Origin of the sequence: Bradyrhizobium sp. 155 (assembly GCF_023101105.1) — a bacterium.
Taxonomy (GTDB): Bacteria; Pseudomonadota; Alphaproteobacteria; order Rhizobiales; family Xanthobacteraceae; genus Bradyrhizobium; species Bradyrhizobium canariense_D.
Window position 1 is genome coordinate 7,492,940 of the sequence record NZ_CP064704.1, and the last position, 26,867, is coordinate 7,519,806.

General features: G+C 63.8%; 17 protein-coding genes and 2 pseudogenes. 7 read left to right on the forward strand and 12 right to left on the reverse strand.

All coding sequences use genetic code 11. From position 1 onward, the window contains the following. Positions 1-5 precede the first annotated feature (5 nt). The 7 genes from IVA93_RS35590 to IVA93_RS35620 form a co-directional block, all read right to left on the reverse strand. On the reverse strand, positions 6-1,979 hold the full coding sequence (locus IVA93_RS35590; protein WP_018455963.1) for an acetyl-CoA carboxylase biotin carboxylase subunit: 1,974 nt from the start codon (positions 1,977-1,979) through the stop codon (positions 6-8). Continuing rightward, positions 1,976-3,592, reverse strand: coding sequence for an acyl-CoA carboxylase subunit beta (locus IVA93_RS35595; RefSeq protein ID WP_247454541.1), 1,617 nt, complete (start codon positions 3,590-3,592; stop codon positions 1,976-1,978). The genes IVA93_RS35590 and IVA93_RS35595 overlap by 4 nt, the downstream gene beginning before the upstream one ends. 113 nt (positions 3,593-3,705) lie before the next feature. Then, complete coding sequence (locus IVA93_RS35600; RefSeq protein WP_018455961.1) at positions 3,706-4,572, reverse strand: beta-keto acid cleavage family enzyme; 867 nt, start codon at positions 4,570-4,572, stop codon at positions 3,706-3,708. A 199-nt stretch (positions 4,573-4,771) separates the two neighbouring features. Then, positions 4,772-5,572, reverse strand: a complete 801-nt coding sequence (locus IVA93_RS35605) for a helix-turn-helix domain-containing protein (RefSeq protein ID WP_018455960.1) — start codon at positions 5,570-5,572, stop codon at positions 4,772-4,774. A 170-nt stretch (positions 5,573-5,742) separates the two neighbouring features. Continuing rightward, positions 5,743-6,399 carry a glutathione S-transferase family protein gene (locus tag IVA93_RS35610; RefSeq protein WP_018455959.1) on the reverse strand — a complete coding sequence of 219 codons (657 nt, stop codon included), beginning with the start codon at positions 6,397-6,399 and terminating at the stop codon, positions 5,743-5,745. Beyond that, positions 6,399-7,562: an acyl-CoA dehydrogenase family protein gene (locus IVA93_RS35615; RefSeq protein ID WP_247295935.1), complete on the reverse strand. Its 1,164-nt coding sequence runs from the start codon at positions 7,560-7,562 to the stop codon at positions 6,399-6,401. The genes IVA93_RS35610 and IVA93_RS35615 overlap by 1 nt, the downstream gene beginning before the upstream one ends. Positions 7,563-7,638: 76 nt before the next feature. Continuing rightward, positions 7,639-8,775 carry an acyl-CoA dehydrogenase family protein gene (locus IVA93_RS35620; protein WP_018455957.1) on the reverse strand — a complete coding sequence of 379 codons (1,137 nt, stop codon included), beginning with the start codon at positions 8,773-8,775 and terminating at the stop codon, positions 7,639-7,641. 262 nt (positions 8,776-9,037) lie between these two features. Here IVA93_RS35620 and IVA93_RS35625 point away from each other — a divergent pair, with 262 nt between their 5' ends. Continuing rightward, complete coding sequence (locus IVA93_RS35625; protein ID WP_247789571.1) at positions 9,038-10,588, forward strand: acyl-CoA synthetase; 1,551 nt, start codon at positions 9,038-9,040, stop codon at positions 10,586-10,588. 73 nt (positions 10,589-10,661) lie between these two features. Next, positions 10,662-11,883, forward strand: a pseudogene (locus IVA93_RS35630) (ABC transporter substrate-binding protein). Positions 11,884-11,933: 50 nt separating this feature from the next. Here the strand turns inward: IVA93_RS35630 and IVA93_RS35635 are convergent. Beyond that, positions 11,934-13,445, reverse strand: coding sequence for a glycosyltransferase family 2 protein (locus IVA93_RS35635; protein ID WP_018455954.1), 1,512 nt, complete (start codon positions 13,443-13,445; stop codon positions 11,934-11,936). Positions 13,446-13,492: 47 nt separating this feature from the next. Next, complete coding sequence (locus IVA93_RS35640) at positions 13,493-14,263, reverse strand: helix-turn-helix domain-containing protein (RefSeq protein WP_018455953.1); 771 nt, start codon at positions 14,261-14,263, stop codon at positions 13,493-13,495. Positions 14,264-14,446: 183 nt separating this feature from the next. Here IVA93_RS35640 and IVA93_RS35645 point away from each other — a divergent pair. The 5 genes and pseudogenes from IVA93_RS35645 to IVA93_RS35665 all read left to right on the forward strand — a co-directional run bounded on the left by IVA93_RS35645 (position 14,447) and on the right by IVA93_RS35665 (position 21,966). Continuing rightward, positions 14,447-16,707, forward strand: a pseudogene (locus IVA93_RS35645) (marine proteobacterial sortase target protein). A 189-nt stretch (positions 16,708-16,896) separates the two neighbouring features. After that, positions 16,897-17,466, forward strand: coding sequence for a class GN sortase (locus IVA93_RS35650; protein WP_085361925.1), 570 nt, complete (start codon positions 16,897-16,899; stop codon positions 17,464-17,466). Between the two features lie 151 nt (positions 17,467-17,617). Next, positions 17,618-18,598 carry a glycosyltransferase family 2 protein gene (locus IVA93_RS35655; RefSeq protein ID WP_085361926.1) on the forward strand — a complete coding sequence of 327 codons (981 nt, stop codon included), beginning with the start codon at positions 17,618-17,620 and terminating at the stop codon, positions 18,596-18,598. A gap of 159 nt (positions 18,599-18,757) precedes the next feature. Next, a complete protein-coding gene (locus tag IVA93_RS35660; protein ID WP_247789573.1) occupies positions 18,758-20,977 on the forward strand; it encodes an acetate--CoA ligase family protein in 2,220 nt (739 codons plus the stop codon). A gap of 158 nt (positions 20,978-21,135) precedes the next feature. Continuing rightward, positions 21,136-21,966, forward strand: a complete 831-nt coding sequence (locus tag IVA93_RS35665; protein ID WP_018455949.1) for an MlaD family protein — start codon at positions 21,136-21,138, stop codon at positions 21,964-21,966. A gap of 3 nt (positions 21,967-21,969) precedes the next feature. Here IVA93_RS35665 and IVA93_RS35670 read toward each other — a convergent pair whose 3' ends face one another. From IVA93_RS35670 to IVA93_RS35680, 3 genes are all read right to left on the reverse strand, one after another. After that, entirely contained in the window at positions 21,970-25,023 is a 3,054-nt protein-coding gene (locus IVA93_RS35670; protein WP_247789575.1) for an autotransporter outer membrane beta-barrel domain-containing protein, read from the reverse strand. Positions 25,024-25,392: 369 nt separating this feature from the next. After that, the gene (locus IVA93_RS35675) at positions 25,393-26,433 is read right to left on the reverse strand and encodes an aliphatic amidase (RefSeq protein ID WP_247789577.1); all 1,041 of its coding nucleotides are present in this window, start codon (positions 26,431-26,433) and stop codon (positions 25,393-25,395) included. Between the two features lie 40 nt (positions 26,434-26,473). After that, positions 26,474-26,848 (reverse strand): FmdB family zinc ribbon protein, encoded by a 375-nt coding sequence (locus IVA93_RS35680; RefSeq protein WP_018455946.1) that lies wholly within the window; start codon positions 26,846-26,848, stop codon positions 26,474-26,476. Positions 26,849-26,867: the final 19 nt, after the last annotated feature.

Sequence of the window (26,867 nt, forward strand, 5' to 3'; positions counted from 1 at the left end):
CCGCCCTACTCAGCCCCGATCTCCGCCACGATCCGGCCCGTTGTCACCTGCTCGCCCTCGGCGACGTCGATCGCGGCGACGACGCCGTCGATGCCGGCCTTGTGGACATGCTCCATCTTCATCGCTTCCAGCGTCATCACCGGCTGGCCGGCAGTGACGCGGTCGCCCGGCTTGACCAGGACGGCAACGACGCGGCCGTTCATGGCAGCGCGAACCTTGCCGTCTCCGTTGCTTGCGGCCGCCTTCGGCGCGGCGAGGGTGAGATCGGTCGCCGCGAGCGGGATGCCGCGGCGCTGGAGGTGGAGCCGGTCGCCGTCGCGCAGGAATTTGGCACTGTCCATCACGCCGTCATGGCGGAAGCGAATCACGTCGAGATCGAGTTGGTCGATCTCGAACTTGTCTTGCCGGCCGTCCCTGGCAACAATGTAGCTGCCATCGCGCTCGCGCCAGACTTCTAGCTCAAGCGCCTGGCCTGCGATCTCGATTTTCGCCGGCAGCGGGAACGTTGCCGCGAGGCTCCGTCCGCGGCGCCACGACGGTGCCTGGGGGTTCGTGACGTAGAGCAGCAGGCCGGCCAAGGCCATGTCGAATGCGGCGTCCGCGCGCGGCGCCAGCAGCTCGTCGCGATGGGCACCAATGAACGCCGTGGTCGCCTCGCCTTTGGCGAAGCCGGGATGACGCAGGCATGACATCAGGAAAGTCTGATTGGTAGTCACACCAAATCCGGTCAGTTGCTCCAGGCCGACGATCAGCCGCCCCCTCGCCTCCTCGCGGGTCGCGCCATGGCCGATCACCTTCGCGATCATGGAATCGTAGAACGGCGGAATCTCGGAGCCCGATTGCAGCGCATGTTCGACGCGGATGCCATCCGGCACCTGCCAGCGCGCCATGCGCCCGGACTGCGGCATGAAATCCTGCGCGGCGTCCTCCGAGCACAGCCGCACCTCGATGGCGTGGCCTGTGAAGCGAATGTCCTGCTGCTTGAGCGGCAGCGACTCGCCGCGCGCGACGCGCAGCTGCAATTCGACGAGATCGAGCCCGGTGATGGCCTCGGTGACGGGATGCTCGACCTGGAGACGCGTATTCATCTCCATGAAGTAGAATCCGCCGCTCGCATCGAGCAGAAATTCGAGCGTGCCGGCGCCCTCGTAACGCAACGCCTTCACCGCGGCGACCGCGACCTCGCCCATCTTCGCACGCAGGTCGGGCGTGACTGCGGTCGACGGCGCCTCCTCGATTAGTTTCTGGTGCCGCCGCTGCACCGAGCAGTCGCGCTCGCCAAGATGGATGGCGTTGCCATGGCTGTCGCCGAACACCTGAATTTCGATGTGACGGGGATTCTGGATGGCGCGTTCGAGGATCACCGTGGGATCGCCAAACGCCGCCTTCGCCTCGGACCGCGCGCTACGCAGTGCCTCGGGGAACGAATTGGCATCCGCAACGAGCCGCATCCCGCGTCCACCGCCGCCGGCGACCGCCTTGATCATCACGGGAAAGCCGATCTCTCTCGCCTCCGCGAGCATGACTTCATCGCCCTGATCGGCGCCCTGATAGCCGGGCACGACGGGCACGCCGGCCTTTTTCATGATCTCCTTGGCACCGGCCTTGTTGCCCATTGTCTCGATCGCCTGCGGCGACGGGCCGATGAAGACGAGGCCGGCATCCTTGCAGGCTTGCGCAAACTCCTCGTTCTCGGCGAGGAAGCCATAGCCGGGATGAACGGCATCCGCGCCGCTTGCCTTTGCGGCCGCTATGATCGCGGCGATGTTGAGATAGGACTGCGCCGGCAGCGCTTCGCCGACTCGCACGGCCTGGTCGGCCTGTTGCACATGAAGCGCATCCCTATCCGCATCCGAATAGACCGCGACGACGCCGAGGCCGAGCTTCCGCGCGCTGCGCATCACCCGCAGTGCGATCTCGCCGCGATTGGCGATCAGGACCTTGAAGAACGGCCGGTGCTGCACTGATCCGTTCCTCATGGGCGGGCCACCGAGAATTGCATGCGCTGTGGGCTCCGCGCGTCACCTTCACGACAGATCGCGAGCACTTCGGACAGCACCGCGCGGGTGTCGCGCGGATCGATCACGCCGTCGTCGAGCACGCGCGCGCTGGTCGAGAACACGTCCATCTGGCCGTCGAACACGCCGACGATCTGCGCCTTCATGCCATCGACCTTTTCTTTTTCGACCGGCTTGCCGCGACGCGCGGCTGCGGCTTCGGTGACGATCGCCATGGTCTCGGCGGCCTGCTCACCGCCCATCACGGCAGTCTTGGCGTTGGGCCAGGAGAAGCAGAAGCGCGGATGGAAGCCGCGCCCGCACATGCCGTAATTGCCGGCGCCGAACGAGGCGCCGCAATAGATGGTGATCTGCGGCACTGTCGCCGACGTCACCGCCTGGATCATCTTGGAGCCATGCTTGATCATGCCGGCTTCTTCGTAAGCTTTGCCGACCATGTAGCCGGTGGTGTTGTTCAGATAGAGCAGCGGCGTTCGGGTTTGGCAGCACGCCTGGATGAAATGCGTCGCCTTGTTGGCACCGGCCGGATCGAGCGGACCGTTGTTGGTGATGATGCCGATGGTCTGGCCCTCGATGCGGGCATGGCCGCAGACGGTGGCCGGGCCGTAGTTCGGCGCCATCTCGGTGAAGTCGGAATCATCGACGATACGTGCGATCACCTGCTTCATGTCCACGGAGCGCTTGTGGTCCATCGGCATAATGCCGAGCAGTTCGTCTTGATCGTAGCGCGGCGGCTTATATTCCGCGCTCGCCCTGCCCGGCCGTTCCCATTCCAGCGCCGCCATGATCTCGCGCGCGATGCGCAGGGCGTCGCGGTCATCCTCGGCGAGGTAGTCGCCAAGTCCCGACACCTGCGTGTGCATCTCGGCGCCGCCAAGCTCCTCTTCGGTCGCGATCTCGCCGGTGGCGGCCTTCAGCAGCGGCGGCCCGGCGAGGAAGGCGCGGGTGCGGCCACGGACCATGACGATGTAGTCGGACAGGCCGGTCTGATAGGCGCCGCCGGCGGTCGAGGAGCCATGGGTTACGGTCACGACGGGCAGGCCCGCTGCGGAGAGTCGCGCGAGATTGCGGAAGATGTTGCCGCCGCGGACAAAGTCTTCGACGCGGTAGCGCAGGAGATTGGCGCCGGCGCTTTCGACCAGCTGGACGTAAGGCAGCTTGTTCTCCAGCGCGAGCTCCTGCACGCGTATCGTCTTGTCGAGGCCGTAGGGCTGAAGCGCGCCGGCATCGATGCCGGAATCGTTGGCGCTGACCATGCAACGGATGCCCGAGACGAAACCGATGCCGGCGATGACGCCGCCGCCGGGGACGCTCTTGTCCGGATCAGATACGTCGAACATGTAGCCGGCGAGCGTGGACAGCTCGATGAAGGGCGCGCCGGGATCGAGCACCAGCGCGACGCGCTCGCGCGGCAACAGCTGGCCGCGCTTGTGGAAGCGGTCTTTCGCCGCGGCTGATGCCGCACGCGTGCGCTCTTCCAGCGCGCGCATGCGGTCGATCAGGCCAAGCATGCCGTCGCGGTTGGCGCGATAGGCGGCACTGCCGGGAGAAATCGTGTTTTCGAGAATGGACATAACTCAATCCTGCTCGTCATTGCGAGGAGCAAAGCGACGAAGCAATCCAGGCGCATCCATGGAAAGATTCTGGATTGCTTCGCTTCGCTCGCAATGACGGTTGAGGCGATAATTTACCTATTCGTCCCAAAAATCTTTCGCGCTTCCGCCGGGCTCGCGATCTCGCGGCCGGCACGGCGGGCGCAGGCGGCGATGGCGTCGATCAGCTGGCCGTTCGACGTTACCTTCTTGCCGTCGGCGAGATAGAAGGCATCTTCGAGACCGGTGCGCAGATGACCGCCGAGCTCCGCACAGCGCTGGTGCAGCGGCCAGATTTCTTCGCGGCCTATCGCGGTGACCTGAAATTGCGCCTCGGGACGCTTCAGCTTGATCAGGATCGGCAGCAGATCGGGATCCGACGGCATGCCGGAGGCGACGCCCATCACAAAGTTATACTCGAGCGGGCCCTTGTACATGCCGACCTGGCGGTACATGCCGACGCAGCGGACGATGCCGACGTCAAAACATTCGAATTCGGGGATGGTACCGACCGCGTTCATGACGTCGAGATAGTCCTTCACCTTCTCGACCGCATTGTCGAACATCATCGGCGGCCAGGCCCAGCTGTTGTCGGCCTTCACCTTCAGGTAATTTAGCGAGCCGGCATTGCAGGCCGCGATCTCCGGCCTGGTCTCGCGGATACAATCCAGCGCACCGTTGTAGTTCGGCCCGGAGACGCCGGAGGTGTGATTGATGATCACGCCAGGGCAGGCTTCGCGAATCGCCTGCTGGATCTCCTTGCTGACGCTGACCTCCCAGGACGGCAGATGCCCCTTGTCCGGCGCCTGCTGACGCAGATGGATGTGCATGATGGACGCGCCGGCATCGAACGCAGCCTTGGCCTCGCGCGCCATCTGCTCGGGCGTGACAGGCACGTTGTGCTGCTTCGGGTCGGTGAGCACGCCGTTCAGCGCGCAGGTGATGACGGCCTTGTCGCTCATGCCTTGAATGTCTCGCACGTTGATAATTCAACGTTTGCGATCATGTGATGGGCGGCAGGCGGCTTCTTGCGCGGAGAAGCTGGAAAAAGGCGATAAACCGTAGGGTGGGCAAAGGCGCTCTTGCGCCCTTCCCACCATCTCTCAATACCTCGCGAAGATGGTGGGCACGCTTTCGCTTTGCCCACCCTACGAGACGACGCTAGCTCGCCTCCGCCAGCCTCACGGTCTCGCTGCTGCGATAGATCGCGAGATCGCGCGAGCCGACGAAGATCGCGCGCGGCTTCAGGCCGTAGAAGCGGCGGATCGAGTGGCTGAAATGGGTGGAGTCGGGATAGCCGATGTCCTGCGCGAGATGGGCGAGGTTGAGGTCCTGGTTGGCGAAGTGCAGCAGGTGACGCGCCCGCTTCCAGGCGCGGAAGGAGCGGAACGAGATGCCGGTCTCTTCCTTGAACAGATGCAGGAAGCGCGAAGCGGAAAGTCCGGCCTCCGCCGCGCATGTGTCCGCCGTCACGGGTTCGCCCGTGAAGCGGCCGATACGGGCGACCGCACGCGTCACGCGGGGGTCGAGCACGCGGCGCGGCAGCGCCTCGCCAAAACACATCTGGTCGAATTCGGCGGTGGTGATGTCGCCGTAGCGACGCTGGCGCAGCAGCGTGTAGGCGGCGAGGATCTTGCGGGCATAGACGGCCCTGTCGGGTCCGGTGAGCCGCTCGGCCAGGACCTCGATCACGCCATCGGGCATGCTCTCCGGCTCCAGCGTCACGCTGATCGCGGTGCGGTAGTCGCTCGCAATGGAATGCCGCTGGTTCGGTAGGGTAACGAACAGCTCGCCGGTGGCGAGCGCATCATCGATCGTCAGATGCAGACTGCCCTTCACCGCGACATAGACATGGCAGCAGCCGGGCGTCCGCTTGCGGGGGCGGCCGAGCAGGCCGGCATAGAATACCCGCTCCGGCGTGATCAGCATCAAATGGTCGGATTCGCGACCGTTATCTTCCATTGGGATCCTCCTCGCGCGGCTCTTTGGCCGCTGCGGACGGAGGTCACCTTAGCGGAAATCTGGGCGCTGTCACGGCGGGATAGCGCTATCATGAAGCGCAAAACAGCGGCAGTCCCGACGACCCGGAACTCCCGGCAACATGGCCGTCCCGGCTTTCGCCAGAACGACAATCAGGCCCTCACCCTTGGCGCCACGTTCTGCTCGACGCCGGCCTGTTGCTCCGCAGCAACCGCGCGCTTGAAACCATCCCGTTGCTGCAAGCGTGCCCAATAGGCTGCGACATTTGGCCCAAAATCCTTGGCAAGCCCGATAGTATCGGCGAGGCGGAGCGCGTAACCGATCACGATGTCGGCGGCAGTGAAGCGGCCCGCGCACAAGGCCTCGGTATTTGCGGTGGCTGCCTCGACGGCGCGCAGGCGGCCCAAAAACCATTTGGCATAGTCGCCGGCGACCTGCGGATTGCGGCGCTCTTCCGGCTCGAGCTGGGTGTATCGGAGCACCAGCGTCTGCGGGAAGGTTAACGTGGCGTCGCTGAAATACATCCAGTTCACGAACGCGCCATAGGCGGGATCTTCGGGTCCGACCATCAGTGGCGTCGGTCCATGCTTGATGCCGAGATAGTGGCAGATGCCGGAGGACTCGGTCATTTTCGTCTCGCCGTCGACCATGAAGGGAATCGTGCCCAGCGGATTGAGCGCGAGATACTCCTTGGCGAAGACCCGCGGCGGGAACGGCAGCATCTTGAGCTCGTAGGGCAGCCCCATCTCCTCCAGCATCCAGAGCGGACGGAATGAGCGCGCGGCGTCGCAGTGATAGAGCGTGATCATCAGGAACTTCCTTTGCTGCCGGGCAGCGTCCCCATCATCTTGCACAGGACCATCAGCATGACCTCGTCGGCGCCGCCGCCGATCGATGTCAGACGGCTGTCGCGATAGGCACGGCTGACCGGCGTCTCGTTGGTAAAGCCCATTCCACCCCAATATTGCAAGCAGGCGTCGGTAAGCTCGCGGCCGAGTCGCCCGGCCTTCAGCTTGGCCATGGTCGCAAGTTTCGTGACATCCTCGCCCGCCACAAGCGCCTCTCCGGCACGGTAGATCAGCGCGCGCAACAGCTCGACCTCGGTCTGCATCTCCGCGAGCTTGAAATGAACGACCTGGTTGTCGAGGATCGACTTCCCAAAGGCCTTGCGATTGCGGGTGTATTCGATGGTCTCGTTGATAATGTATTCATGCGCCTTCAGGCAGGCGGCCGCACCCCAGAGCCGCTCCTCCTGGAACTGGATCATCTGGTAGGTAAAGCCCTTGCCCTCCTCGCCGATCCGGTTGCGCTTGGGCACGCGGACATTGTCGAAGAAGATCTGCGCGGTGTCGGAGGAACGCATGCCCATCTTGTCGAGCTTGCGCGCGACCGTGACGCCCTTGGTCTTCATGGGCACACAGATCAGCGATTTGTTGCGGTGAACGGACCCGTCGCCCGTATTGGCGAGCAGACAGATCCAGTCGGCCTGGGTGCCGTTGGTGATCCACATCTTGCCACCATCGATGACGTAATCGTCGCCGTCCCCGCGCGCATTGGTCTTGATCGAGGCCACGTCAGAACCCGCGCCGGGCTCCGAGACGCCAATGCAGGCCACATAGTCGCCAGAGATCGAGGGCGCCAGGAATTCGCGCCGCACTTCATCGGAGCCGAACCGCGCCAGCGCAGGAGTCGCCATGTCGGTCTGCACCCCGATCGCCATCGGCACGCCGCCGCAATTGATCGCGCCGAGTTCCTCCGCCATCATCAGCGCATAGGAATAGTCGAGGCCGGAGCCGCCGAATTCGACCGGCTTGTTCAGCCCGAGAAAGCCGAGCCTGCCCATCTTCCTGAACAGCTCGTGCGCCGGGAAGATGTCGGCCTTCTCCCATTCATCGACATGCGGATTGATCTCGTTGGCAATGAATTTTTGCAAGGAACGGCGGATCTCGTCGTGGTCGGCGGTGAACAGCATCTTGTTAGCCCAGTTCTTGGTATCTCTGAGGTGCTCGTCATGGCCGGGCTCGTCCCGGCCATGACGGAGAAAGAGGTCACAACCCCATCTGCCGCGACGCGAGATCCTTCATGATCTCCTCGGTGCCGCCGCCGATCGCGTTGACCTTGACCTCACGGTAGATGCGCTCGGCCTTGATGCCGCGCATGAAGCCGGCGCCGCCAAAAATCTGCACCGCTTCCGAGGCGCAGAACGCCATGGTCTGGGTCGCCTGGTTCTTCATCATGCAGATTTCGGCGACCGGGCTTTCGCCCTGCTCCAGCCGCCAGGCCAGCATCTCCAGCATCGCTTGCGATGCGGCGACCTTCTGCGCCATGTCGACGATCTTGTGGCGGATCACCTGGTGCTGCGCGAGCGGCTTGCCGAAGGTCTTGCGCTCCTTGGCGTAGGCAATGGCCTCGTCGAGGCAGACGCGCGCGAACGCGGTGCAGCCCGCCGCCATGCCCATGCGCTCGCTGTTGAAATTCCGCATGATGATCTTGAACCCCTGGCCTTCCTCGCCGATCAGGTTTTCCGCCGGTACGCGGCACTCGTCGAAATGCAGGGTCGCGGTGTCGGAGGCCCACCAGCCCATCTTCTTCAGCTTTGTCCGGGACAGGCCGGGCGTATCCCCCTCGATCAGGAGCAGGCTGACGCCGCCGGCGCCCTCGCCGCCGGTGCGCACCGCAACGGTCAGATAGTCGGCACGCATCCCGGATGTGATGAAGGTCTTCTCGCCGCTCACGACGTAGTGATCTCCGTCGCGCCGCGCCTTGGTGCGGAGGCCCGCGACATCAGAGCCGCCGCCCGGCTCGGTGATCGCGAGCGCGGAGATTTTCTCACCCGCGAGCACCTGAGGCAGCACGCGCGCCTTCACCTCGGGGCGCGCGGCCCGCGCGACCGGCGGCGAACCGATCGTATGGCTCATCAAGCTGGCGCTGACACCGCCGGCGCCAGCCCGCGCCAACTCCTGGCTGGCGACGATCCTCATGAACTGGTCGGCGGCGATCCCGCCATATTCCTCGGGGAAACCGAGTCCCAAGAGCCCGATCTCGGCCGCCTTGCGATAGAGCGCGCGGGGGAATTCACCGGCCTCATCCCACTCGTGGGCGAAGGGCGCAATCTCCTTGTCGACGAAGCGGCGCATCACCTCGCGAAAGGCGTCATGCTCGGCGGTATAGAACGGGCTCATCATCGCACTCTCGCCTTGCTGGCGGATTCGTCTCGTCCACCATGGCCGGAACCTTGGCGGCTCACTTGCGCGGAGTGGCTGGCCGAGCCCCGCTCCAAGCAAGCTCGCTCTAGCAACTCAACGCAAGACGATTTTCATCGCTCGCGCGCCAACTCCGGATCAAAAAAAGGATGGTGCACAAACTCCGGCTGGCCCTTGGGCCATGCCGGGCATGGTGCATGGCAATAGGGACGCGGGCGGCACAAGTCCGCCGAGGGAGGAATTCTTGGCCGTTCGTTACTACGACTGGATCGCCCACCATGGCCGCCGCACACCGAACAAGATTGCGGTGATAGACCTCGCGAGCGAGCGCCGCTTTACCTATGCGCAGCTCGACGCGCGCATCTCGCGTCTCGCGTCATTTCTGCGCCATGCGCTGAAAGTCTCGCGCGGCGAGCGGGTCGCGGTGCTGGCGCTGAACACGACCGATACGCTGGAGGTGCAATTCGCCTGCGGGCGGTTAGGTGCGATCTTCGTGCCGCTGAACACCCGCCTCACCGTTCCCGAACTCCAGTTCATCACCGCAGATTGCGCGCCGAAGGTGATGATCCACGACACCGATCTCGCCGAAACGGCGCTGGCCGTGGCAAGGCTCTGCGGCATTGCGACGAGCCTGCTGCTTGGCCCCAGCGGGACTTATGAGGCCGGCATCGCCGCCGCAAAGCCACTCGAGAAAATCGAGGAGGTGACCCTCGATGACGTCTCGACCATCATGTACACCTCGGGCACAACGGGTCATCCCAAGGGCGCCACCATCACCCATGGCATGACCTTCTGGAATTGCGTCAATCTCGGCGGCCCCGCCTGCATCGGGCCGTCCTCGGTGCTGCTCACCGTGCTGCCGCTGTTCCACACCGGCGGCCTGAATTGCTACACCAATCCGGTGCTGCACGCCGGCGGCACCGTGATGATCATGCGCGCCTTCGATCCCGGCACGGCGCTCGGCCTGATCAACGATCCCGCACAGGGCATCAACGTGTTCTTCGGCGTGCCCGCGATCTACCAGTTCATGGCCCAGCATCCGGCGTTCGCGACCACCGACCTCGGCCGGTTGATCGTGGGAGGTGTCGGCGGCGCACCAATGCCGGTGCCGCTGCTCAAGGTGTGGGAGGCGCGTGGCGTCGCACTCCAGCAGGGCTACGGCATGACCGAGACCTCGCCGGCCGTGCTGGTGCTCGACCGCGAGGATGCGGCACGGAAAGCCGGCTCCGCCGGCAAGCCGGTGCTGCACACGGAAGTGCGCATCGTGCGTCCTGACGGCGGCGACGCCGATGTCGACGAACTCGGCGAGCTCTGGGTCAAGGGACCGAACATTACGCCCGGCTACTGGAACAGGCCGGAGGCGAACAAGACGTCGTTCACCGATGGCTGGCTGCACACGGGCGACGCGACACGCGTCGATGAGGAAGGTTTTTATTACATCGTCGACCGCTGGAAGGACATGTACATTTCCGGTGGCGAGAACGTCTATCCGGCCGAGGTCGAGAACGTCCTGCACCAACTCGACGCTATCGCGGAAGCCGCCGTGATCGGCATTCCCGATCCGCAATGGGGCGAGGTTGGCCTCGCCATCGTCGCGGCCAAGCCCGGCCAGCGGTTGACCGAGACAGATGTCTTCGCGCACTGCGCGGCGAATCTCGCGCGCTTCAAATGTCCACGCCAGGTCCGCTTCGTCGATGCGTTACCCCGCAACGCCACCGGCAAGATCCACAAGCCGACCTTGCGCAAGGAATTCTCAGGCGCCTCGGAAGTCGACAAGAAAGCCGCCAACGCCTGATCAAAGCGCCCCTCTCGCGGGCACTTTTCTTTTTGACGTGCGTGTTCCAACCCAGAAAAGCCAAGGAATTTTCATGAACAAGAAACTCTCCCTGCTCGCCGCAGCAACGGCGCTGATGCTGCTGACAGCCCAAACCGCGTATGCGCAAAAGGCGTACGACACCGGCGTCACCGACACCGAGATCAAGATCGGCAATGTCGAGGCCTATTCCGGCCCGGCTTCCGCCTACGGCGTCATCGGCAAGACCGAGGAAGCCTATTTCAAGATGATCAACGATCAGGGCGGCATCAACGGCCGAAAGATCAATTGGATCTCCTACGACGACGGCTACTCGCCGCCTAAGACCGTTGAGCAGATCCGCAAGCTGATCGAGAGCGACGAGGTCTTCCTGGTGTTCAACGCGCTGGGCACGCCGACCCAGACCGCCGTGCAGAAGTATCACAATTCCAAGAAGGTGCCGCAGCTGTTCCTCGCCACAGGCGCCAGCAAGTGGAATGACCCGAAGAACTTTCCCTGGACGATGGGCTTCCAGCCCAGCTACCGCGTCGAGGCACAGATCTTCGCGAAGTATATTCTGAAGGAGAAGCCGGACGCGAAGGTCGCGATTTTTTATGCCAACGACGATTTCGGCAAGGACTACCTCGCCGGCATCAAGGACGTGTTCGGTGACAAGGCATCGAAACTGATCGTGGCCGAAGAGAGCTACGAGACGTCGGAACCCTCGATCGATGCTCATATCGTCAAGCTCAAGGGCACCGGCGCCGATGTCTTCGTGAACATCGCCACGCCGAAATTCGCGGCGCAGGCGATCAAGAAGATCGCGGAGCTGGAGTGGAAGCCGATGCATCTCATGACCGATGTCTCGGTGTCCATCGGCGCGGTGATGAAGCCTGCCGGCCTCGAGGCATCCGAAGGGGTGCTGTCGGCTGGTTATCTGAAGCGATGCGTCGGATCCGCAGTGGAAGGATGATGAGGGCATGAAGAAGTTCATGGTCTTCGTCGACAAATACATACCCGGTGCAAATATTTCGGACGCCAATCTGGTTTACGCCTATGCCGCAGCCCAGACCATGGTGCAGGTGCTGAAGCAGGCGGGCGACAATCTGACCCGTGAGAATGTGATGAAGCAGGCAGCGAGCCTCAAGGACTTCGTGCCCGACACACTGATCCCGGGCATCAAGATCAACACCTCCGCCACGGACTTCGCGCCGATCGAGCAGCTCAAGATGTGGCGGTTCAAGAAGGGCCAGTGGGAACTGTTCGGCGATATCATCAGCGCCGAAACGGGCGGCTAGTTCGACTGAGAGCAACAGCCTGAATCGACCGAATAGCGGCCGAAGGGCCGCTATTCTTTTCCAGCAAGCGACGGCGCTGTTCCCGCGCTTTCAACCTCGATCATGTCGTCGCCGACGTCGATGCCCGCGATCGGCAGGCCGAGACGACGCGAATCGCCGACGCCCCTGAACATGGGGCATGCCCAGGCGAGGGTGGCGATGCCTGACGGCGGCAGATCGAGGCTCAGCCTGTAGCTGTCACAACCGGTCACGACCGCTTCGGGGCGGATGGCCGTGCCATCGACATAGAATCGCGTGTCTATCGTATCTAGCGGTGCGCGAAGTGCGGGGCTTCGAACGCGGACAATGGTGCGGCCCGGCTTCCCCTTGATGCGCACGGCTGCCTCTGGTTCGCTCCAGCGGAAAGTGTGACCGGCAGAGAACTCTTCGGCATGGAATCCGATCTGCGCGACAACGCGCTCACCAAGGAGCCCGTCAACAGGTCCCGCATCTCGTCCGAGACGGTGAATGCAATCGAGCCTCTGATGCCGGATCAGCGCGGCGATGTATCGCCGCATCCATCGCGCGATCGCATCGCTCGATCCGGCGGCCGTCACAGCGACCAGCACGGCCCGCGCGTGCCATGCCGCCAGCCGCGCGAAACCGCGCGCGCCGAGACCGCCGAGCAGCGCCGGCACGGCCCAACGCCATACCGCCAGCCATTTCTCGCCAGGCCCTCCCCCGCCGTCACCGAGGCTGGAGCGCAGGAGCGCGTTCAGTGCATTGCGGGCGAGCGACGCGCCGGCCTCGCTCCGCGAGCTCCACTCGACCGGAATGTCGAGCAGCTCGCTGCCGGCATCGTTGCGGGCCTCGCTCAGATAGCGAATCTCGCCTTGCACGAAGTCGAGCGTGAATTGCTTCAGCTCGCCGATCTCACCGACATAGTAGTGATGGAAGCGCGCCTCCTCGAGATAGCCGATGGAATGACCTCTCGCGTGATAGGCGGCGGCGAGCACCCATTCGGCGAAATGACCGAGCTCCTCGCGCAGGCCGCCGCATTCCCGGTAGACGTCGTGCCGCGTCACGAAACACTGATCCAGGACCTTGCGCCAGGGATGCTGCTTCATACCGAACTCGATGTCGGCCTGGTACATGGCGGCCTCTGCCACGGATAACCGGTTATGGCAGATCGGGATCGAACGGCAGGAAAAGCCGGCCCAATCGGGATGAGCATCGATCGCGCGAATGCAGAGTTCGATCACGTCGGGTTCGGGCCGGCAGTGCGATTCCGTGAAGAACAGATAGCTGCCGCGCGCCTTCGTCGCGCCGAATGCGCAGAGCCCGATGTCGTGTTCGGAATCGGTGAATTCGAGGCGAGCCCTGTTGCCGGCCAGCGCCTTCAACTGCTCGCGTGCCGTGAAATCCGGAGGCACGACCAGAATGATCTCGTAGAGCGATGTGTCGGCAGTTTGCGACGTCCAGCCGAGCCAGGACATCTCCCACTGCCCGCGGTGAGATTCGAGCGGGATAATGATTGAGAACAGCGGAGATTCGCCGTCGTAGAGTGCGGACGCGTCCTGCATGTCCCCTTATAGACGCATGCTCGTCATTCCGGATAATTTCTTGCGGGCTATACCGACAGAAACAGCGCGAACGATTCTTCCACCGTTCGGCGCAGAAGCTTTTGGTACAATTCGTGGTTAGCATCGCCGGGCGCGACCCGACCCAGCGAGGGCTTCGCGAAGTTTCGGAGCGGCACATAAGCGATCGGCGCTGCGATCGGCGTCAGCTGCGAGCCGGGACCGGCGCGGAGCGTCGAGATGATCCCGTACATCTCGCCGGCGACCGTCGGCCGCGACACAGTGATCACGCGATGCTGGCCGTGCTTGATGATGACGAGATAGATGAAGCCGGACTGATGCGGCACGGCGACCTCGCCGGTGTGTTCATAGGCGGCATCGGTCCGCTCGCCCTCGCGGAACACCAGTGAAGAGACCTTCGGCTCCCAGACGATCTCGGTGCGGTAGGCGAAGATCGCGTCCTTGTCGCCGAACGACGGTCGCAGCGTGATGTAGACGTCCTCGAGCCACGTCACCGCGCGATGGGCACAGGAGCCGAGGCTGTCGGGCGCGACATCGTTTGCGGCCGGAGGCGTCACTACGGCGGCGCTTCTGCGCAGGGAGACGCCCAGCGCCTGCTCCAGCCGCACCGTGGTCGCCAGCGTGAACGGCCGTCGGCCGCCGAGCACCTTCTCCAGCGTCGACAGGCTGAGCTTGGCCTGCTCGGCCAGCGCCTGCCGGGAGATCCGGCGCCTGGCGAGCTCCTCGCGAATGGTCTCCGCGATCTCGCGGCTCTGCTCGTCCGACAGCTGCTTGTCGGTGAATTTGTCCTGCGTCTGCATCGTGGCCCTGCTCCAGGACGACATCCTAGCAGGACGGACAAACCAGCACAAAACCGCACTTCGCCATCTCGGAGGCGGCCGGCCGGGCCGGCCGTGGCGGAACATTGCCGATCATTCTGCTCGCGAAATCGGGCCGTCCCGGCGGATGCTCGGGGCCAGCAAACATGCTCGGGAGCAGGCCAAATGGATACTTTTGACACGACGGACAGCAACGAACACCCTTGGCTGGGCAGACTGATCGTGGTCGGACTGTTCCTTCTGGCGCAGGGCATCGCGGTGATGCTGGTCGCCTTCGTGGCCCTGCTGGTGAGCTTCGAGCCGGGCTGGTCGGCGACGACGGAGCAGGCCAGCCTGCTCCAGCCCGGCGATGCCAAATCCGGTTCTCTCCTCCTCAAGGAGGATGGCGCCTACACGGAAGCGATCCGCCTCGGCATCGACGTCGACATCACGGTGTCGGGCCCGACACTGCGAGCACGAGTCACCCAAATCTTTCGCAACCCGACGAAGGACTGGGTCGAGGCGACCTATGTCTATCCGCTCCCCGCGGACGGCGCCGTCGATTCGCTGAAGATGGTGGTCGGCAACCGCGTCATCGTCGGGGACATCAAGGAGCGGCAACAGGCGCGCATGATCTACGAAGAGGCGCGCCGCGCCGGCCAGAAGGCCGCGCTCACCGAGCAGGAGCGGCCGAACATCTTCACCAACTCGGTCGCCAATATCGGCCCTGGCGAAACCGTGCTGGTGCAGATCGAATATCAGGAGCCGGTGCATCAATCCGGCAACGAATATTCGCTGCGCCTGCCGCTGGTGGTCGGGCCGCGCTACAATCCGGCGCCGATCGTCCAGAGCGTCGATTTCCGCAACGATGGCTCCGGCTGGGGCGCGACCAACTCGGACCCGGTGCCGGACCGCGACCGCATCTCGCCGCCCGTGCTGGATCCCGCCAGGAATGCACCGGTCAATCCGACCAGCATCACGGTGCGTCTGAACGCCGGCTTTGCGCTCGGCGAGTCACGAGCCCCCATCATAACGTCAAGGTCGCGAGCCCGGACAATACGATGCGAATCGTCTCGCTTGCCGACGGTGCCGTGGCTGCCGACCGCGATTTCGAACTGACCTGGAAGCCAGCGGCCGTGAAGGCGCCGTCGGTCGGCTTATTTCGCGAGCGCGTCGGCGACGCCGATTATTTGCTTGCCTTTGTCACCCCGCCCGCCGCCGAGCAGGCGACGCAGAAGCCGCGGCCGCGCGAGGTGATATTCGTGATCGACAATTCCGGCTCGATGGGCGGCACGTCGATCGTTCAGGCCAAGGCGAGCCTCACCTACGCGCTCTCCCGTCTCCAGCCGACCGACCGTTTCAACGTCATCCGTTTCGACGATACCATGGACGTGCTGTTTCCGGTCTCCGTCGCGGCGGATGCCGAGCGTGTCGGTGAAGCCACCTCGTTCGTCAGCGCGCTGCAGGCGCGTGGCGGCACCGAGATGGTGCCGGCGATGCGGGCCGCGCTGACCGACAAGCTTGGCGACGCCGGCATGGTTCGCCAGGTCGTATTCCTGACCGACGGTGCGATCGGCAACGAGCAGCAATTGTTCGAAACGATCACGGCGATGCGCGGCCGCTCGCGCGTGTTCATGGTCGGCATCGGGTCGGCGCCCAACACCTATCTGATGACGCGCGCCGCCGAGCTCGGCCGCGGTGCCTTCACCCATATCGGCTCCGTCGAGCAGGTCGAGGAGCGCATGCGCGGCCTGTTTGCCAAGCTCGAGAACCCGGCCGTGACCGGGCTGAGCGTAAAGTTCTCCGAAGCGAAGGCCGACGTCACACCGACGATCATTCCCGACGTCTATCGCGACGAGCCGCTGGTGCTGGCGGCAAAGCTCGACACGCTTGCGGGCTCGGTCGAAATCAAGGGCCGCGTCGGTGACCGCCCATGGTCGGTGACGCTGCCGCTGCAAAATACGGCCGAAGGCAACGGCCTGTCGAAGCTTTGGGCCAAGCGCAAGATCGCCGATGCCGAAGTGGCGCGCACCCTGCGCGAAATGACGCCCGAAGACTCGGACAAGGCAATCCTGGCACTGGCGCTCGACCATCAGATCGTCACGCGGCTCACCAGCCTCGTCGCGGTCGACAAGACGCCGAGCCGTCCCGAAGGCGAGCCGCTCAAGCCCAGCGAATTGCCGATCAACCTGCCGGCCGGTTGGGATTTCGCGAAGGTCTTTGGCGAACGACAGCAGGTCCCAGCGCAGCTCCGCGAGCGTCACGCCGATGCACGCAACCAGCCGGCCACGAGGCGACCGACGCCCGCTGCACCGGATGCGATCCGCCTGCCCAAGACCGCGACCTCGGCCGAGCTGAAAATGACCGCAGGCCTGATCTTGGTCGTGCTCGCCCTGATCCTGTTCGTGTTCAAGCGGCGTCAGTCCTTGCTCACTGACGCCGCTTGAGAGAGGAGCCCCCCGAACTCCTCTGTTAGCGCGCGCGGCTGCCCGTCCCACACACCAACGGCCGCGCGCGCCTTTTTGAACTCGCCCTCTCACCTTCGTCATTGCAAGCGAAGCATCCAGAAACTCATCCACGGAGACAGTCTGGATTGCTTCGTCGCTTCGCTCCCCGCAATGACGGGAATTAGTACAATGCCGCGCATCATCTCTCCCCTCGCTCTCGCCCTGATCGGCATCATCCTGTTCGGCGACGGCGCCTACATCCATGCCAAAGCATGGCTCGCGCAGGTGCTGCTGGAGCGCGCATTCGACCAGAGCGTTGCGACCGGCGAGGTGGTCAGGCCATGGTCATGGGCCGATACTTGGCCGGTTGCGCGAATCGAGGTGAGGCGGATCGGCGCCCGCGCGATCGTACTGGAAGGCGCGAGCGGCCAGGCGCTCGCTTTCGGGCCCGGCCATATCCGCCAAACGGCTGACGCGGGCGAGCGGGGCGTTGCCGTATATGCAGCGCACCGCGACACTCATTTCCGTTTCCTGCGGAATGTCGCCATTGGTGACCTGATCGACGTCACACGCAGTGATGGCAAGCACTTTCGTTTTCGCGCGGATTCCTCCGCTGTGGTTCGCTTCGATGCCTCGGGGATCGATCCTGCGGCACGGGCAGCCGAACTCGTGCTCGCGACCTGCTGGCCGTTCAACGCCGTCGCGTCCGGCCCCGAGCGCTACATCCTGCATGCTACCCTGATCGGCACTGATGAATAGCGGTTCGCAATCGATCCGCACCCCCCTCTTGAATCCGCCCGACCTGTAGGGACAATGCCGCTCGATGGAACCCCTGAACCGGCGCCGTCGACCGCAGACCCATCAGAATGGCCTATTGAGCATTTCCGCTGTAATTTGCGAGAAGACGGTGATGGATGAGGAGTTCAGGCAGCGTCTCGAACAGCTGGAAAGCCGCGTCGCGCTCCTGGAGAGGAACCAGGATCTTATCGCCGCCGGGCAAAGACGCTCCTCGCTTCGGAGCCTCTGGCGCCGCCCGCCGATGTGGACCTTCGAGCAATATCCGCCGCGCCTGCTCAACCTGACGGCTTTCCCGCGAGCTCCTGCGATCCATCCGGGCGCGCCCAGAATCGCGATGGTCACTCCGAGCTACAACCATGCGCAATATCTCGGCGCCACGATCGACAGCATCGTCAGCCAGAACTATCCGGACCTGTATTATCACGTGCAGGACGGCGCCTCGATCGACGGCACGCTCGATCTCCTGAAGAGGCGCGGCGATAGCCTGAGCTGGAGCAGCGAACCGGACAAGGGGCAATCCAGCGCCATCAATCTCGGCTTCGTCGGCGCCGAGAGCGAGATCATGGCCTATCTCAACAGCGACGACGTGCTGCTGCCCGGGACACTTGCGTATGTCGCAAATTACTTCATCGCACATCCGCGTGTCGACGTCGTCTACGGCCATCGCGTCTTCATCGATCGCGAGGGACTCGAGGTCGGCCGCGCCGTGCTGCCGCCTCATGACGGCAAGGCGTTGCGATATGCCGACTACATTCCGCAAGAGACGATGTTCTGGCGCAAGCGCGTATGGGACAGGATCGGGCCGATCGACGAGAGCTTACACTACGCGATGGACTGGGACTTCATCCTGCGGGCGCAAGCCGCAGGATTCAAATTTGCACGCTTGCCGCGATTTCTCGCCTGCTTCCGAATCCATGACGCACAAAAGACGGCATCGACCTATGCGGTCGGCGTCAGGGAGATGGGCATCCTGCGGCGACGCATTCTCGGCTTCGAACCGACACAGATGCAGATCCGGCGCGCCATCGCTCCTTATCTGGCGAAGCAGCTGGCCTATCACTACGCCTACAAGCTCGGCATCCTGCGATACTGAACCACGGCGCGAGCAGTGATCCCAAAATGTCGATCACCAGGGCTTGGCGCGCGCTCATTCCACCGCACGGCATACCCGCCCACGTGGTTGCCAGTCCGAAGAACTCGCCATAGAACAGAGTGACGCACCGCCAACAAGAACAACAGGTGAGGTCACACCATGGAAGCTCGCGTATCTGCCGCCTCAGCTTCATCGCGCCCATGGTCTCCGCCGCCCGATGCCAGCGACATCGTCAAGGGCATCCACGCCATGCTGCATCCGCGCAACATCGTGCTGGTGGGCGCGACCGACAAGCCCGGCAACTATGCCGAGCGCATCTGGAACAATTTGGTCAAATACGGCTACGAGGGCGGGCTCTATCCCGTCAATTCCAAGCGCGACACCATCTGGGGTGTCCCCTGCTACAAGGACTTTGCAAGCCTCCCGGAGAAGCCCGACCACGTGCTGGTGCTGGTGCCGGCGCGCTTTGCCGTGCAGGTGATCCGCGATGCCGCCGCGGCCGGCGCGCGCTCGGCCACCATCGTCACCTCGGGCTTCAGCGAGTTGCAGGACGAGGAAAGCCAGAAGCTCGCCGCCGAACTGCAAGCGGCCGTGCGCGAGACGGGATTGGCGGTCACCGGCCCGAACTGCCTCGGCAATTTGAGCGCGGGCGAAAAGCTCTTCACCAATATCGACGACCGTATGGTCACCATGGAACAGGGCGCGGTGGCGATTGCCGGGCAATCCGGCGCCATCGTCATGGCGATCCGCCAGGCCCTGGAAGATCGCGGCGTCGGGGTCGGCTACATGGTGACGACCGGCAACGAGGCAGGGCTCGAGACGCCGGACCTGATGCGCTATTTCGCCGAGGATCCTAGCATCAAGGTGATCGTGGTCTACCTCGAAGGCGTGCGCAACACCAAGGCATTCCGGGACGCCTGCAAGGCGGCGCGCGCCGCGAGCAAACCGGTGATCGCGCTCAAGCTCGGAGCGTCCGAGGGCGGCCGCGCGGCGGCGATGGCACATACCGGCGCGCTCGCGGGCTCGATCGAGACCTTCGACGCCATTGCAACGCGCGAAGGGGTCATCAGGGTCGGCGGGCTCGACGAGCTGATCGAGACCACCGAATGTTTCGTCCACGCCGCAGTGCCCAGGGGCGACCGGCTCGCCGCAGTGACGCTATCCGGCGGCAAGCGCGGCATGCTGATCGACGCCTTCGATGCAGAAGGCCTGAATTTTGCACCACTCAGCTCGCATGTCGGCTCGGAGCTGGCAAAGATGCTCGGGCCGGGCTCGATCGTCGGCAACCCGCTCGACGCCGGCTTTGCCGCGGTGGTCGATCCCTCCGTCTACATGAAATCGATCGGGCTGATGATCGACGACCCCGATATCGACATCGTCATCATCGATGCCGAGCTGCCGAAAGCGCCGCACGAGCTGCGCGAGCGCAATCTGCGCATCGTCGACGAGATGGCGAGCCGGGCCGGCAAGCCGGTGATCTATATCAGCGCGATGTCGATCGGCTTCACGGAGTTCACCAAGACCTTGCGCAAGTCGCTGCCGCATCTCGCGGTCATGCAGGGCATGGATCGCGCGGTGACTGCGATCAAGTCGCTGCTCGACTACGCCAAGCTGCGCAAGGAAGTGCCTGATATCGTCTCCAGCTCGAAGCCTGCAGCGCGCGCCGTGCTTGAGAAGGCGCTGAAATCGGCAATTGGCGCCGCGCTCGACGAGGTCGCCTCCAAGAAGCTGCTGAAGGCCTATGGCATCCCGATCTCGAAGGAGGCAATCGCACAGACGGCAGCCGAGGCCGTGAAGATCGCCAAGCAGATCGGCTTCCCCGTCGTGGCCAAAGTCGTCAGCGCCGAGATCCTGCACAAATCAGATATCGGCGGCGTGGTGCTGAATCTCAACAACCCGGCCGCGGTGAAGAAGGCGTTCGCCGACATCACCGCGCGGCTGAGCAAGCTGAAGGGCAAGCCGAAGCTCGACGGCATCCTGATCGCGCAACAGGTGAAGGCAGATCTGGAACTGGTGGTCGGCGCCTCCCTCGATGCCGAGATGGGCCCGGTCGTGCTGTTCGGCACTGGCGGCATCGACATCGAGCTGATGAAGGACGTCGCGCTCGCCAGCGCGCCGCTGGACGAGGCTGAGGCTCGACTCCTGATCGGCCGCACCAAGGCCGGTATCAAGATGCGCGGCTATCGGGGCAAACCGGCCTTGCACGAGGCCTCCGCGGTGAAGGCGCTGGTCGGCCTGTCCAACCTGATCGCGGATGCTGGCGACCGGATCGCCTCGATCGACGTCAATCCGTTCCTGATCAATGCCAAAACAGGCGTCGCCGTCGATGCCCTGATCGTGCTGAACAATGCTGCGGCCAAGAACACCGCCGGGCATTGATGTCGCTGAGGGCGGTTTAGCGCAGCGTAATCCGCCAATCCTTGCGACAAAACGCGAGAGGAAGTGGCGGGTTACGCTTCCCTAACTCGCCCATCCTATTATTGCGGCCACGCCATCATCCTTCCAACTTCCCCGCTTTGGCCGTAAAATCATCCCGCATGGCACGCGCGAGCAATCTGGTGATCGGAACGGCGACGCTGGCGGTGATCGCCGTGGCGTTCGGCGGCGTGCTCGGCGTGCAGAAATGGCGCACCCTCCAGAGCCGCAGCCAGTTGCGCGTGGTATTCGAGGGGGGCTCCGCCAGCGGATTGCGCCGCGGCGGACCGGTCAATTTCGATGGCGTCCCCGCCGGCCAAATCCTGTCGATCAAGCTGGACAATCCGCGCAAGGTCGTGGCCCTGGTGATGCTCGACAATACCGCGCCGATACGCAAGGACACCGTCGCGGGCATCGAGTTCCAGGGCCTCACCGGCGTCGCCGCGGTCTCGCTGATCGGCGGCGCGCCCTCGGCGCCGCCAGTGCCGCTGGACTCGGACGGCGTCCCCGTGCTGACCGCCGATCTCAGCGATGCCGAATCGATCGTCGACACCCTGCATAGCGTCGACCGTACGATCGTCAGCAACGCCCCGGCGATCAAGGAAGGCCTGCGCACGTTCGAGAACTACACCGCCGATCTCCGGAGCAAGGGCGGCGAAATCGATTCCGTCATGGCCAGGGTCGACAGCGCCTTCGCGGGCTTCGACAAGGCGGTCACAAAGATCGAAGGCGTGGTGCCCGGCTTTGCCGACGGCAAGGCGGATGAGCTGTTCGAAAAGATCCAGGGATTGCACGAACTCGCCGACACCATGAAAAAGAAATCGGCGAACTTCCTCGATGACATCCGTCGCTCGCTGCTCGACGTCAGCGAAGCCGCCAACAAGATGAGCGGGACACCCACGCCGGCCGCCGCTCCGCGACCGCCCCGGAAGCCGGCGCAGCAGAAACGGTAGCGCCTACCACGCGTAGCGGACGACGCCCTTGCCGGCGTAAGAGCGGGTGACGTTCGAGAACTCGCCCTCGAAAGTCGCCGACGCAGACCAGCCGTTCATCCAGCTCATCTGCACCGCCGCTGTGGTCAGCGCGGAATCGTGTGCTTGGGCGGCGCCGTTCACCACGAACGCCGATCCCGGCAACGTTTGGAAGACCGCACCGATGGTGCGATCCGGATTGTAGTCATGCGCCCAGGCGACGCGGCCGCGCAAGGTTATCAGGCCGCCGGCTGCGGCAAAGGACTTGTCCGCGCGCAGGCCGAGTTCGGTGCGGGTGCTGGTCACGTCCTTGGCGGCATAATTCAGCGCGAAGACGTTGCTGCCGACCACAGCGAACTCCGAATAGCTCGGAAGGCTGAACACGGTGGCCTGGAGCGCCGCATAGGGGGTGAGGCCGATCCACTGCCAGGCATAGCGATAGCCGCCCTCGACACGGCCCGAGAGCGCGTTGGCGTTGAACTGCGCACGCAATTGATCCACGCCGGCGGCGGTGACGATGCGATTGGTCGTGACGTCCTGCCAGCCATAGGCCAGCGCGGCCGTGACATAGGCCGGTCCTGCGTTGTGACGCACGAAGGCGCCGGCCTGGAACAAATCCGAGCGGCCCCAGCCGAGCCCGGTGACATTGAAGCCGGTGCCGCCGCCGGCGAGCGCAAAACCTACGATCGTCGACGGCGAGAAGCGATAATCCAGACCAACCGCCGTGCCGTACACGCTGCTGGTGGCGTTGTTCGAGCCAAGCGCCGCATTGCCGTCAGTGGCCTGCGAGCCGCCATAGCCGGCGGCCCAGACGTCCCAGCGCTGCTCGAATGTCAGCGGCGGTGCCTTGCGGTAGATCGAAGCAAGGGCTTCGTTCGCGTTCTTGCGGGTCGCGGCATAGGCAGTCGCGTTCGTCTCGTCGGCATAGGGCGTCGCGCCCGGTGCGCCGCCGCGTCCCGCGCTGAAGACGTCGGTCAACAAGCCGATAAATTGGTTCATCGCATTGAACGTCGTCTGCTGCGATCCCGTCCCTGATTCGCCGGAGGCTTGCGTCAGTCCCGTCGGCGAGAGATTCGCCAGCACCACGGGAAGGCTGCCGGTGTTGTCGAAGTAGTGCGTCAGAATGTTGGCGACATTCTGCTGGTTGATATTGAGGCCGCCGCCATAGCCCAGCGCGAGATCCAGGAAGACGTTGTTGGGGTCGTAGCTCAGGGTCGCATGCAGGTTCGATGACAAACCCGCGACGACCGGATTGAAGCTGTCGGGCAGCGTGCCCGCGTTCAGGATCGTGTAGTGCTTCGCGATCGAGCCGGTCGGTACGACGACGACCGTGGCGCCGGCGAGCGTCGCCGTTCCCGTGACGACCGCGACGCCGTTGCTGGTGCCCGAGACCTGCACCATGTAGTGCGACGCCGACGTAAACGAGAGATCACCGGACACGTTGAGCGTCCCGGTGGGACTGCCCGGTGCTAGCGTACCGCCGTTGACGGAGATGGAGCTTCCGACCGTGCCGACGCCACCGAACGTGCCGCCGGCCGCGACACTCACATTGCCATTGATGGTGCCGGCCAGCGTGAGCGTGCCGCCCAGCACGTTCCAGTCCTGATTACCCGTGCCGGTCACCGTCCAGGTCGAATTGTCGACCTTGTTGAAGGTCGAGAAGCCGTCATACTGAAGAAGGGGACCGATCAGGTCGAGGTTGAACGTATCCTTGCCGATGCCTCCGAGCTGGAACGTGTCGACGCCAGTGCCGAGCACCAGGCCGTTGATGATGCTGCCGGGTCCTAGCGTCAGCGTGTTGGGGCCGCAGACACAAAACTCGATTGCAGCGATTCCGGCCGCAGCGTTGATGGTCCCGGAGTTGAAGACGTTGGCCCCGCCGCTCACGCTGATGCCGACGCCGCCAGCACCGACGGTGATGGTTCCGGTATTGACAACGTGGTTTGTCGTTGTGAACGAGCTCACGTCGATGCCGAAGCCGGAATCGCCGACCGTGATCGTACCTCTGTTGATGATGGTGTTGGAATCACCGAGAGCTACGATGCCCTCGGCGAAATCGGCCCCTGTGATCCGTCCATTGTTGCTGATCGTGGAGGACAGGCCCGTAAACGCGATGCCCGCACCGCCCAGACCCACGCTGATCGTCCCGTTTTGGTTGATCGCGACCCGATTGCCCTGCACCGCAATGCCGGCGGACGTGCCATCGCCCGACTTGATCGAGCCACTATTGGTGACCTTGGCGTCATCACCGAACAAGGCGATGCCGGCACCAAAGTCGCCGGCCGTGATTGCGCCGAAATTGCTGACGATTTGAAAACTACCCTGCATAAAGATGCCAGCGGCACCCTGCCCGACCGAAATCGTGCCGGTGGCGGTGTTGGTGACCGTGTTGTTATCCATGGTCGCAACGATGCCGCCGGAGAAGCCGGAGGAATCGCCGACCTTGATCGCGCCTGCATTGGTCACGGTCGTGCCACCGAACGAAGCGAAAATCCCGATTGAATCATCGAGTCCGGTGATCGTGCCCGTCGCGGCGTTGGTGATCGTGTTGCTCTGGACCGCGAAGATGCCCGCGCCCGACGCGCCGATGGACAGCGCACCGCTGTTGCTAACGCTATTGTTGTTTCCTACCGAGATCGCGCTGCCGTGGTCGCCGGTGGTGACGGTCCCGGCATTGATGATGATGTTGTGATCGAGCGCGGAGATACCGAGGCCGTTATCAAACACCGTGATGGCGCCGTTGTTGGTCACGGTGTTCGAATTGCCGCCATTGATGCCGGTGAGGCCCGAGCCCGCCGCCACCGTGCCGTTGTTAGTGATGACGTTGGTGTCATTGACGTTGATCGCCGCCGTGCCGTTATCGTTGACGCTGGCGCCAGTCAGCACATTTACGGTCAGATTGGTGACGCCGCCGCTTGCCGCAAAGCCGTCGGCATCGGTGCCGCTACAGGTGACGGTCTGCCCGCTTGCCGCCGGGTCGGGCGCGCAGTCCGCCTGCGCAGGTGTCGCCGATAGGCCGAGGCTGAGAACGACCGCCACGACAGACGAAGCGACCGCGGCAAGGCGCAGCCCAATCCGACCAGCCTTCGGCGGCCCAAATTCCACTTTGATGCCCTCAGTCCAGCGCTCCCCAGCGGCGCCGCCGGCAAACTAGGCCGCCGGGCCCCTCCGTGGAACTACGGAATCGGCGGAATCGCTGGGGGACAGCAAAACCGGACTGATTCAGCGGACCATGTTGCACCAGAGGCACGCTTTTCCGGCGCAGCCTGGTCGATCCACGACGTTTGCGTGTGCGGTTCGGTCGCAGTATTGACCGTCGTTCACATCAATGACTGATCATCTGGGGCGGCGCCGCGTCCCAACGGGAGCGAGCGGCACGCCTTCACACACACTGATTTGGGCAACGGCTTAGTAATTGGTGGGCGCCGCTTCATTCGGGATGCCGTCGATCGGGCATTCGGCGGTACCGGGCGTCGCGCGCGTCATCGCCTCGACCATGTCCCGGGTGCCTTCGGGATCGGCGATCCAGTTCTTGTAGAAATCATAGGGGCAGACGGCGAGGCCGCGCGGGCTTTCGCCGGAATTGATCATGCCGGTGTAGCCGCGGTGGACCAGCTTGTAGAGATGGTTCTGCGACTGGCCGTTGCGGCGCGCATCGCGGATCAGATGCTTCGACAGCTGGGCATATTGGATGCCGTAGTCCTCCTCGCCGCACTCGCCGAGGGTGCGGCCGTCGAAACCGATGATCGCGGAGTGACCGAAGTAAGAATAGACGCCGTCGAAGCCGGCAGCGTTGGCGACCGCGACATAGACATTGTTGGCCCATGCCATCGCTTTTGAAATCAGGATCTGCTGCTCCTTGGCCGGATACATGTAGCCCTGGCAGCGCACGATCAGCTCGGCCCCCTTCATGGCGCAGTCGCGCCAGATCTCCGGGAAGTTGCCGTCGTCGCAGATGATCAGGCTGACCTTCATCCCTTTCGGGCCGTCGGAGACATAGGTGCAATTGCCGGGATACCAGCCCTCGATCGGCACCCACGGCATGATCTTGCGGTACTTCTGCACGATGTCACCCTTGTCGTTCATCAGGATCACGGTGTTGTAGGGCGCCTTGTGCGGATGCTCCTCGTGGCGCTCGCCGGTGAGCGAGAACACGCCCCACACCTTGGCCTTGCGGCAGGCCTCCGCAAAAATCGCGGTCTCTTCACCGGGCACCGCGCAAGCGGTCTCATACATCTCCTTGGAGTCGTACATGATGCCCTGGGTGGAGTATTCCGGGAAAATCACCAGGTCCATGCCGGGAAGGCCGGTCTTCATGCCCACCACCATGTCGGCGATCTTGCGGGCGCTGTCGAGCACCTCGGCCTTGGTGTGCAGGCGCGGCATCTTATAGTTGACCACCGCGACGCCGACGGTGTCGTTGCTGCTGGAGATGTCACCGTGAAGCATTTGAATTGCTCCTCTACTCTGTTTGAGATTGCCGCGTGAATCAGTGACTGATCATCCAGGGCCGCGCGGTGGGAAAACCCTTGGCACCGCTCCTGGTCTTGGTCACCAGCCGCGCCGGCTTGTTCTTATCCGGCGCGTTCTTTGACGAATTCTTGCCCGTGGAGCAGCAGCCGCAACCGGGGCCATGCGAGGCCTTGTATTGCGCCAGCGTCTGCGGCGCGTGCGTGCTGCGCTCGTTGGCGGCGTGAGCCTTGCGCGTCTCCGACGGCATGCAGAAGAAGTTCGGGGCGGTCAGAATCACGCGGGGCGCCATGATTTCACATTGCGGACAGGCTTGCGGATCGTCGCATTCGGCCATCGGGCGCATATCCTTGAACGGACCGCAATCGTCACAGAGATATTCATAGACCGGCATCGCATCATCCCTACGCTGT

Coding starts and splice junctions, on each gene's coding strand:
- IVA93_RS35655 (WP_085361926.1), top strand. CDS start 17,618: ATGGATGAGGAGTTCAGGCAGCGTCTCGAACAGCTGGAAAGCCGCGTC.
- IVA93_RS35595 (WP_247454541.1), bottom strand. CDS start 3,592: ATGTCCATTCTCGAAAACACGATTTCTCCCGGCAGTGCCGCCTATCGC.
- IVA93_RS35605 (WP_018455960.1), bottom strand. CDS start 5,572: ATGGAAGATAACGGTCGCGAATCCGACCATTTGATGCTGATCACGCCG.
- IVA93_RS35675 (WP_247789577.1), bottom strand. CDS start 26,433: ATGCTTCACGGTGACATCTCCAGCAGCAACGACACCGTCGGCGTCGCG.
- IVA93_RS35680 (WP_018455946.1), bottom strand. CDS start 26,848: ATGCCGGTCTATGAATATCTCTGTGACGATTGCGGTCCGTTCAAGGAT.
- IVA93_RS35590 (WP_018455963.1), bottom strand. CDS start 1,979: ATGAGGAACGGATCAGTGCAGCACCGGCCGTTCTTCAAGGTCCTGATC.
- IVA93_RS35650 (WP_085361925.1), top strand. CDS start 16,897: ATGCCGCGCATCATCTCTCCCCTCGCTCTCGCCCTGATCGGCATCATC.
- IVA93_RS35610 (WP_018455959.1), bottom strand. CDS start 6,399: ATGATCACGCTCTATCACTGCGACGCCGCGCGCTCATTCCGTCCGCTC.
- IVA93_RS35640 (WP_018455953.1), bottom strand. CDS start 14,263: ATGCAGACGCAGGACAAATTCACCGACAAGCAGCTGTCGGACGAGCAG.
- IVA93_RS35615 (WP_247295935.1), bottom strand. CDS start 7,562: ATGCTGTTCACCGCCGACCACGACGAGATCCGCCGTTCCTTGCAAAAA.
- IVA93_RS35600 (WP_018455961.1), bottom strand. CDS start 4,572: ATGAGCGACAAGGCCGTCATCACCTGCGCGCTGAACGGCGTGCTCACC.
- IVA93_RS35660 (WP_247789573.1), top strand. CDS start 18,758: ATGGAAGCTCGCGTATCTGCCGCCTCAGCTTCATCGCGCCCATGGTCT.
- IVA93_RS35635 (WP_018455954.1), bottom strand. CDS start 13,445: ATGCAGGACGCGTCCGCACTCTACGACGGCGAATCTCCGCTGTTCTCA.
- IVA93_RS35620 (WP_018455957.1), bottom strand. CDS start 8,775: ATGATGAGCCCGTTCTATACCGCCGAGCATGACGCCTTTCGCGAGGTG.
- IVA93_RS35665 (WP_018455949.1), top strand. CDS start 21,136: ATGGCACGCGCGAGCAATCTGGTGATCGGAACGGCGACGCTGGCGGTG.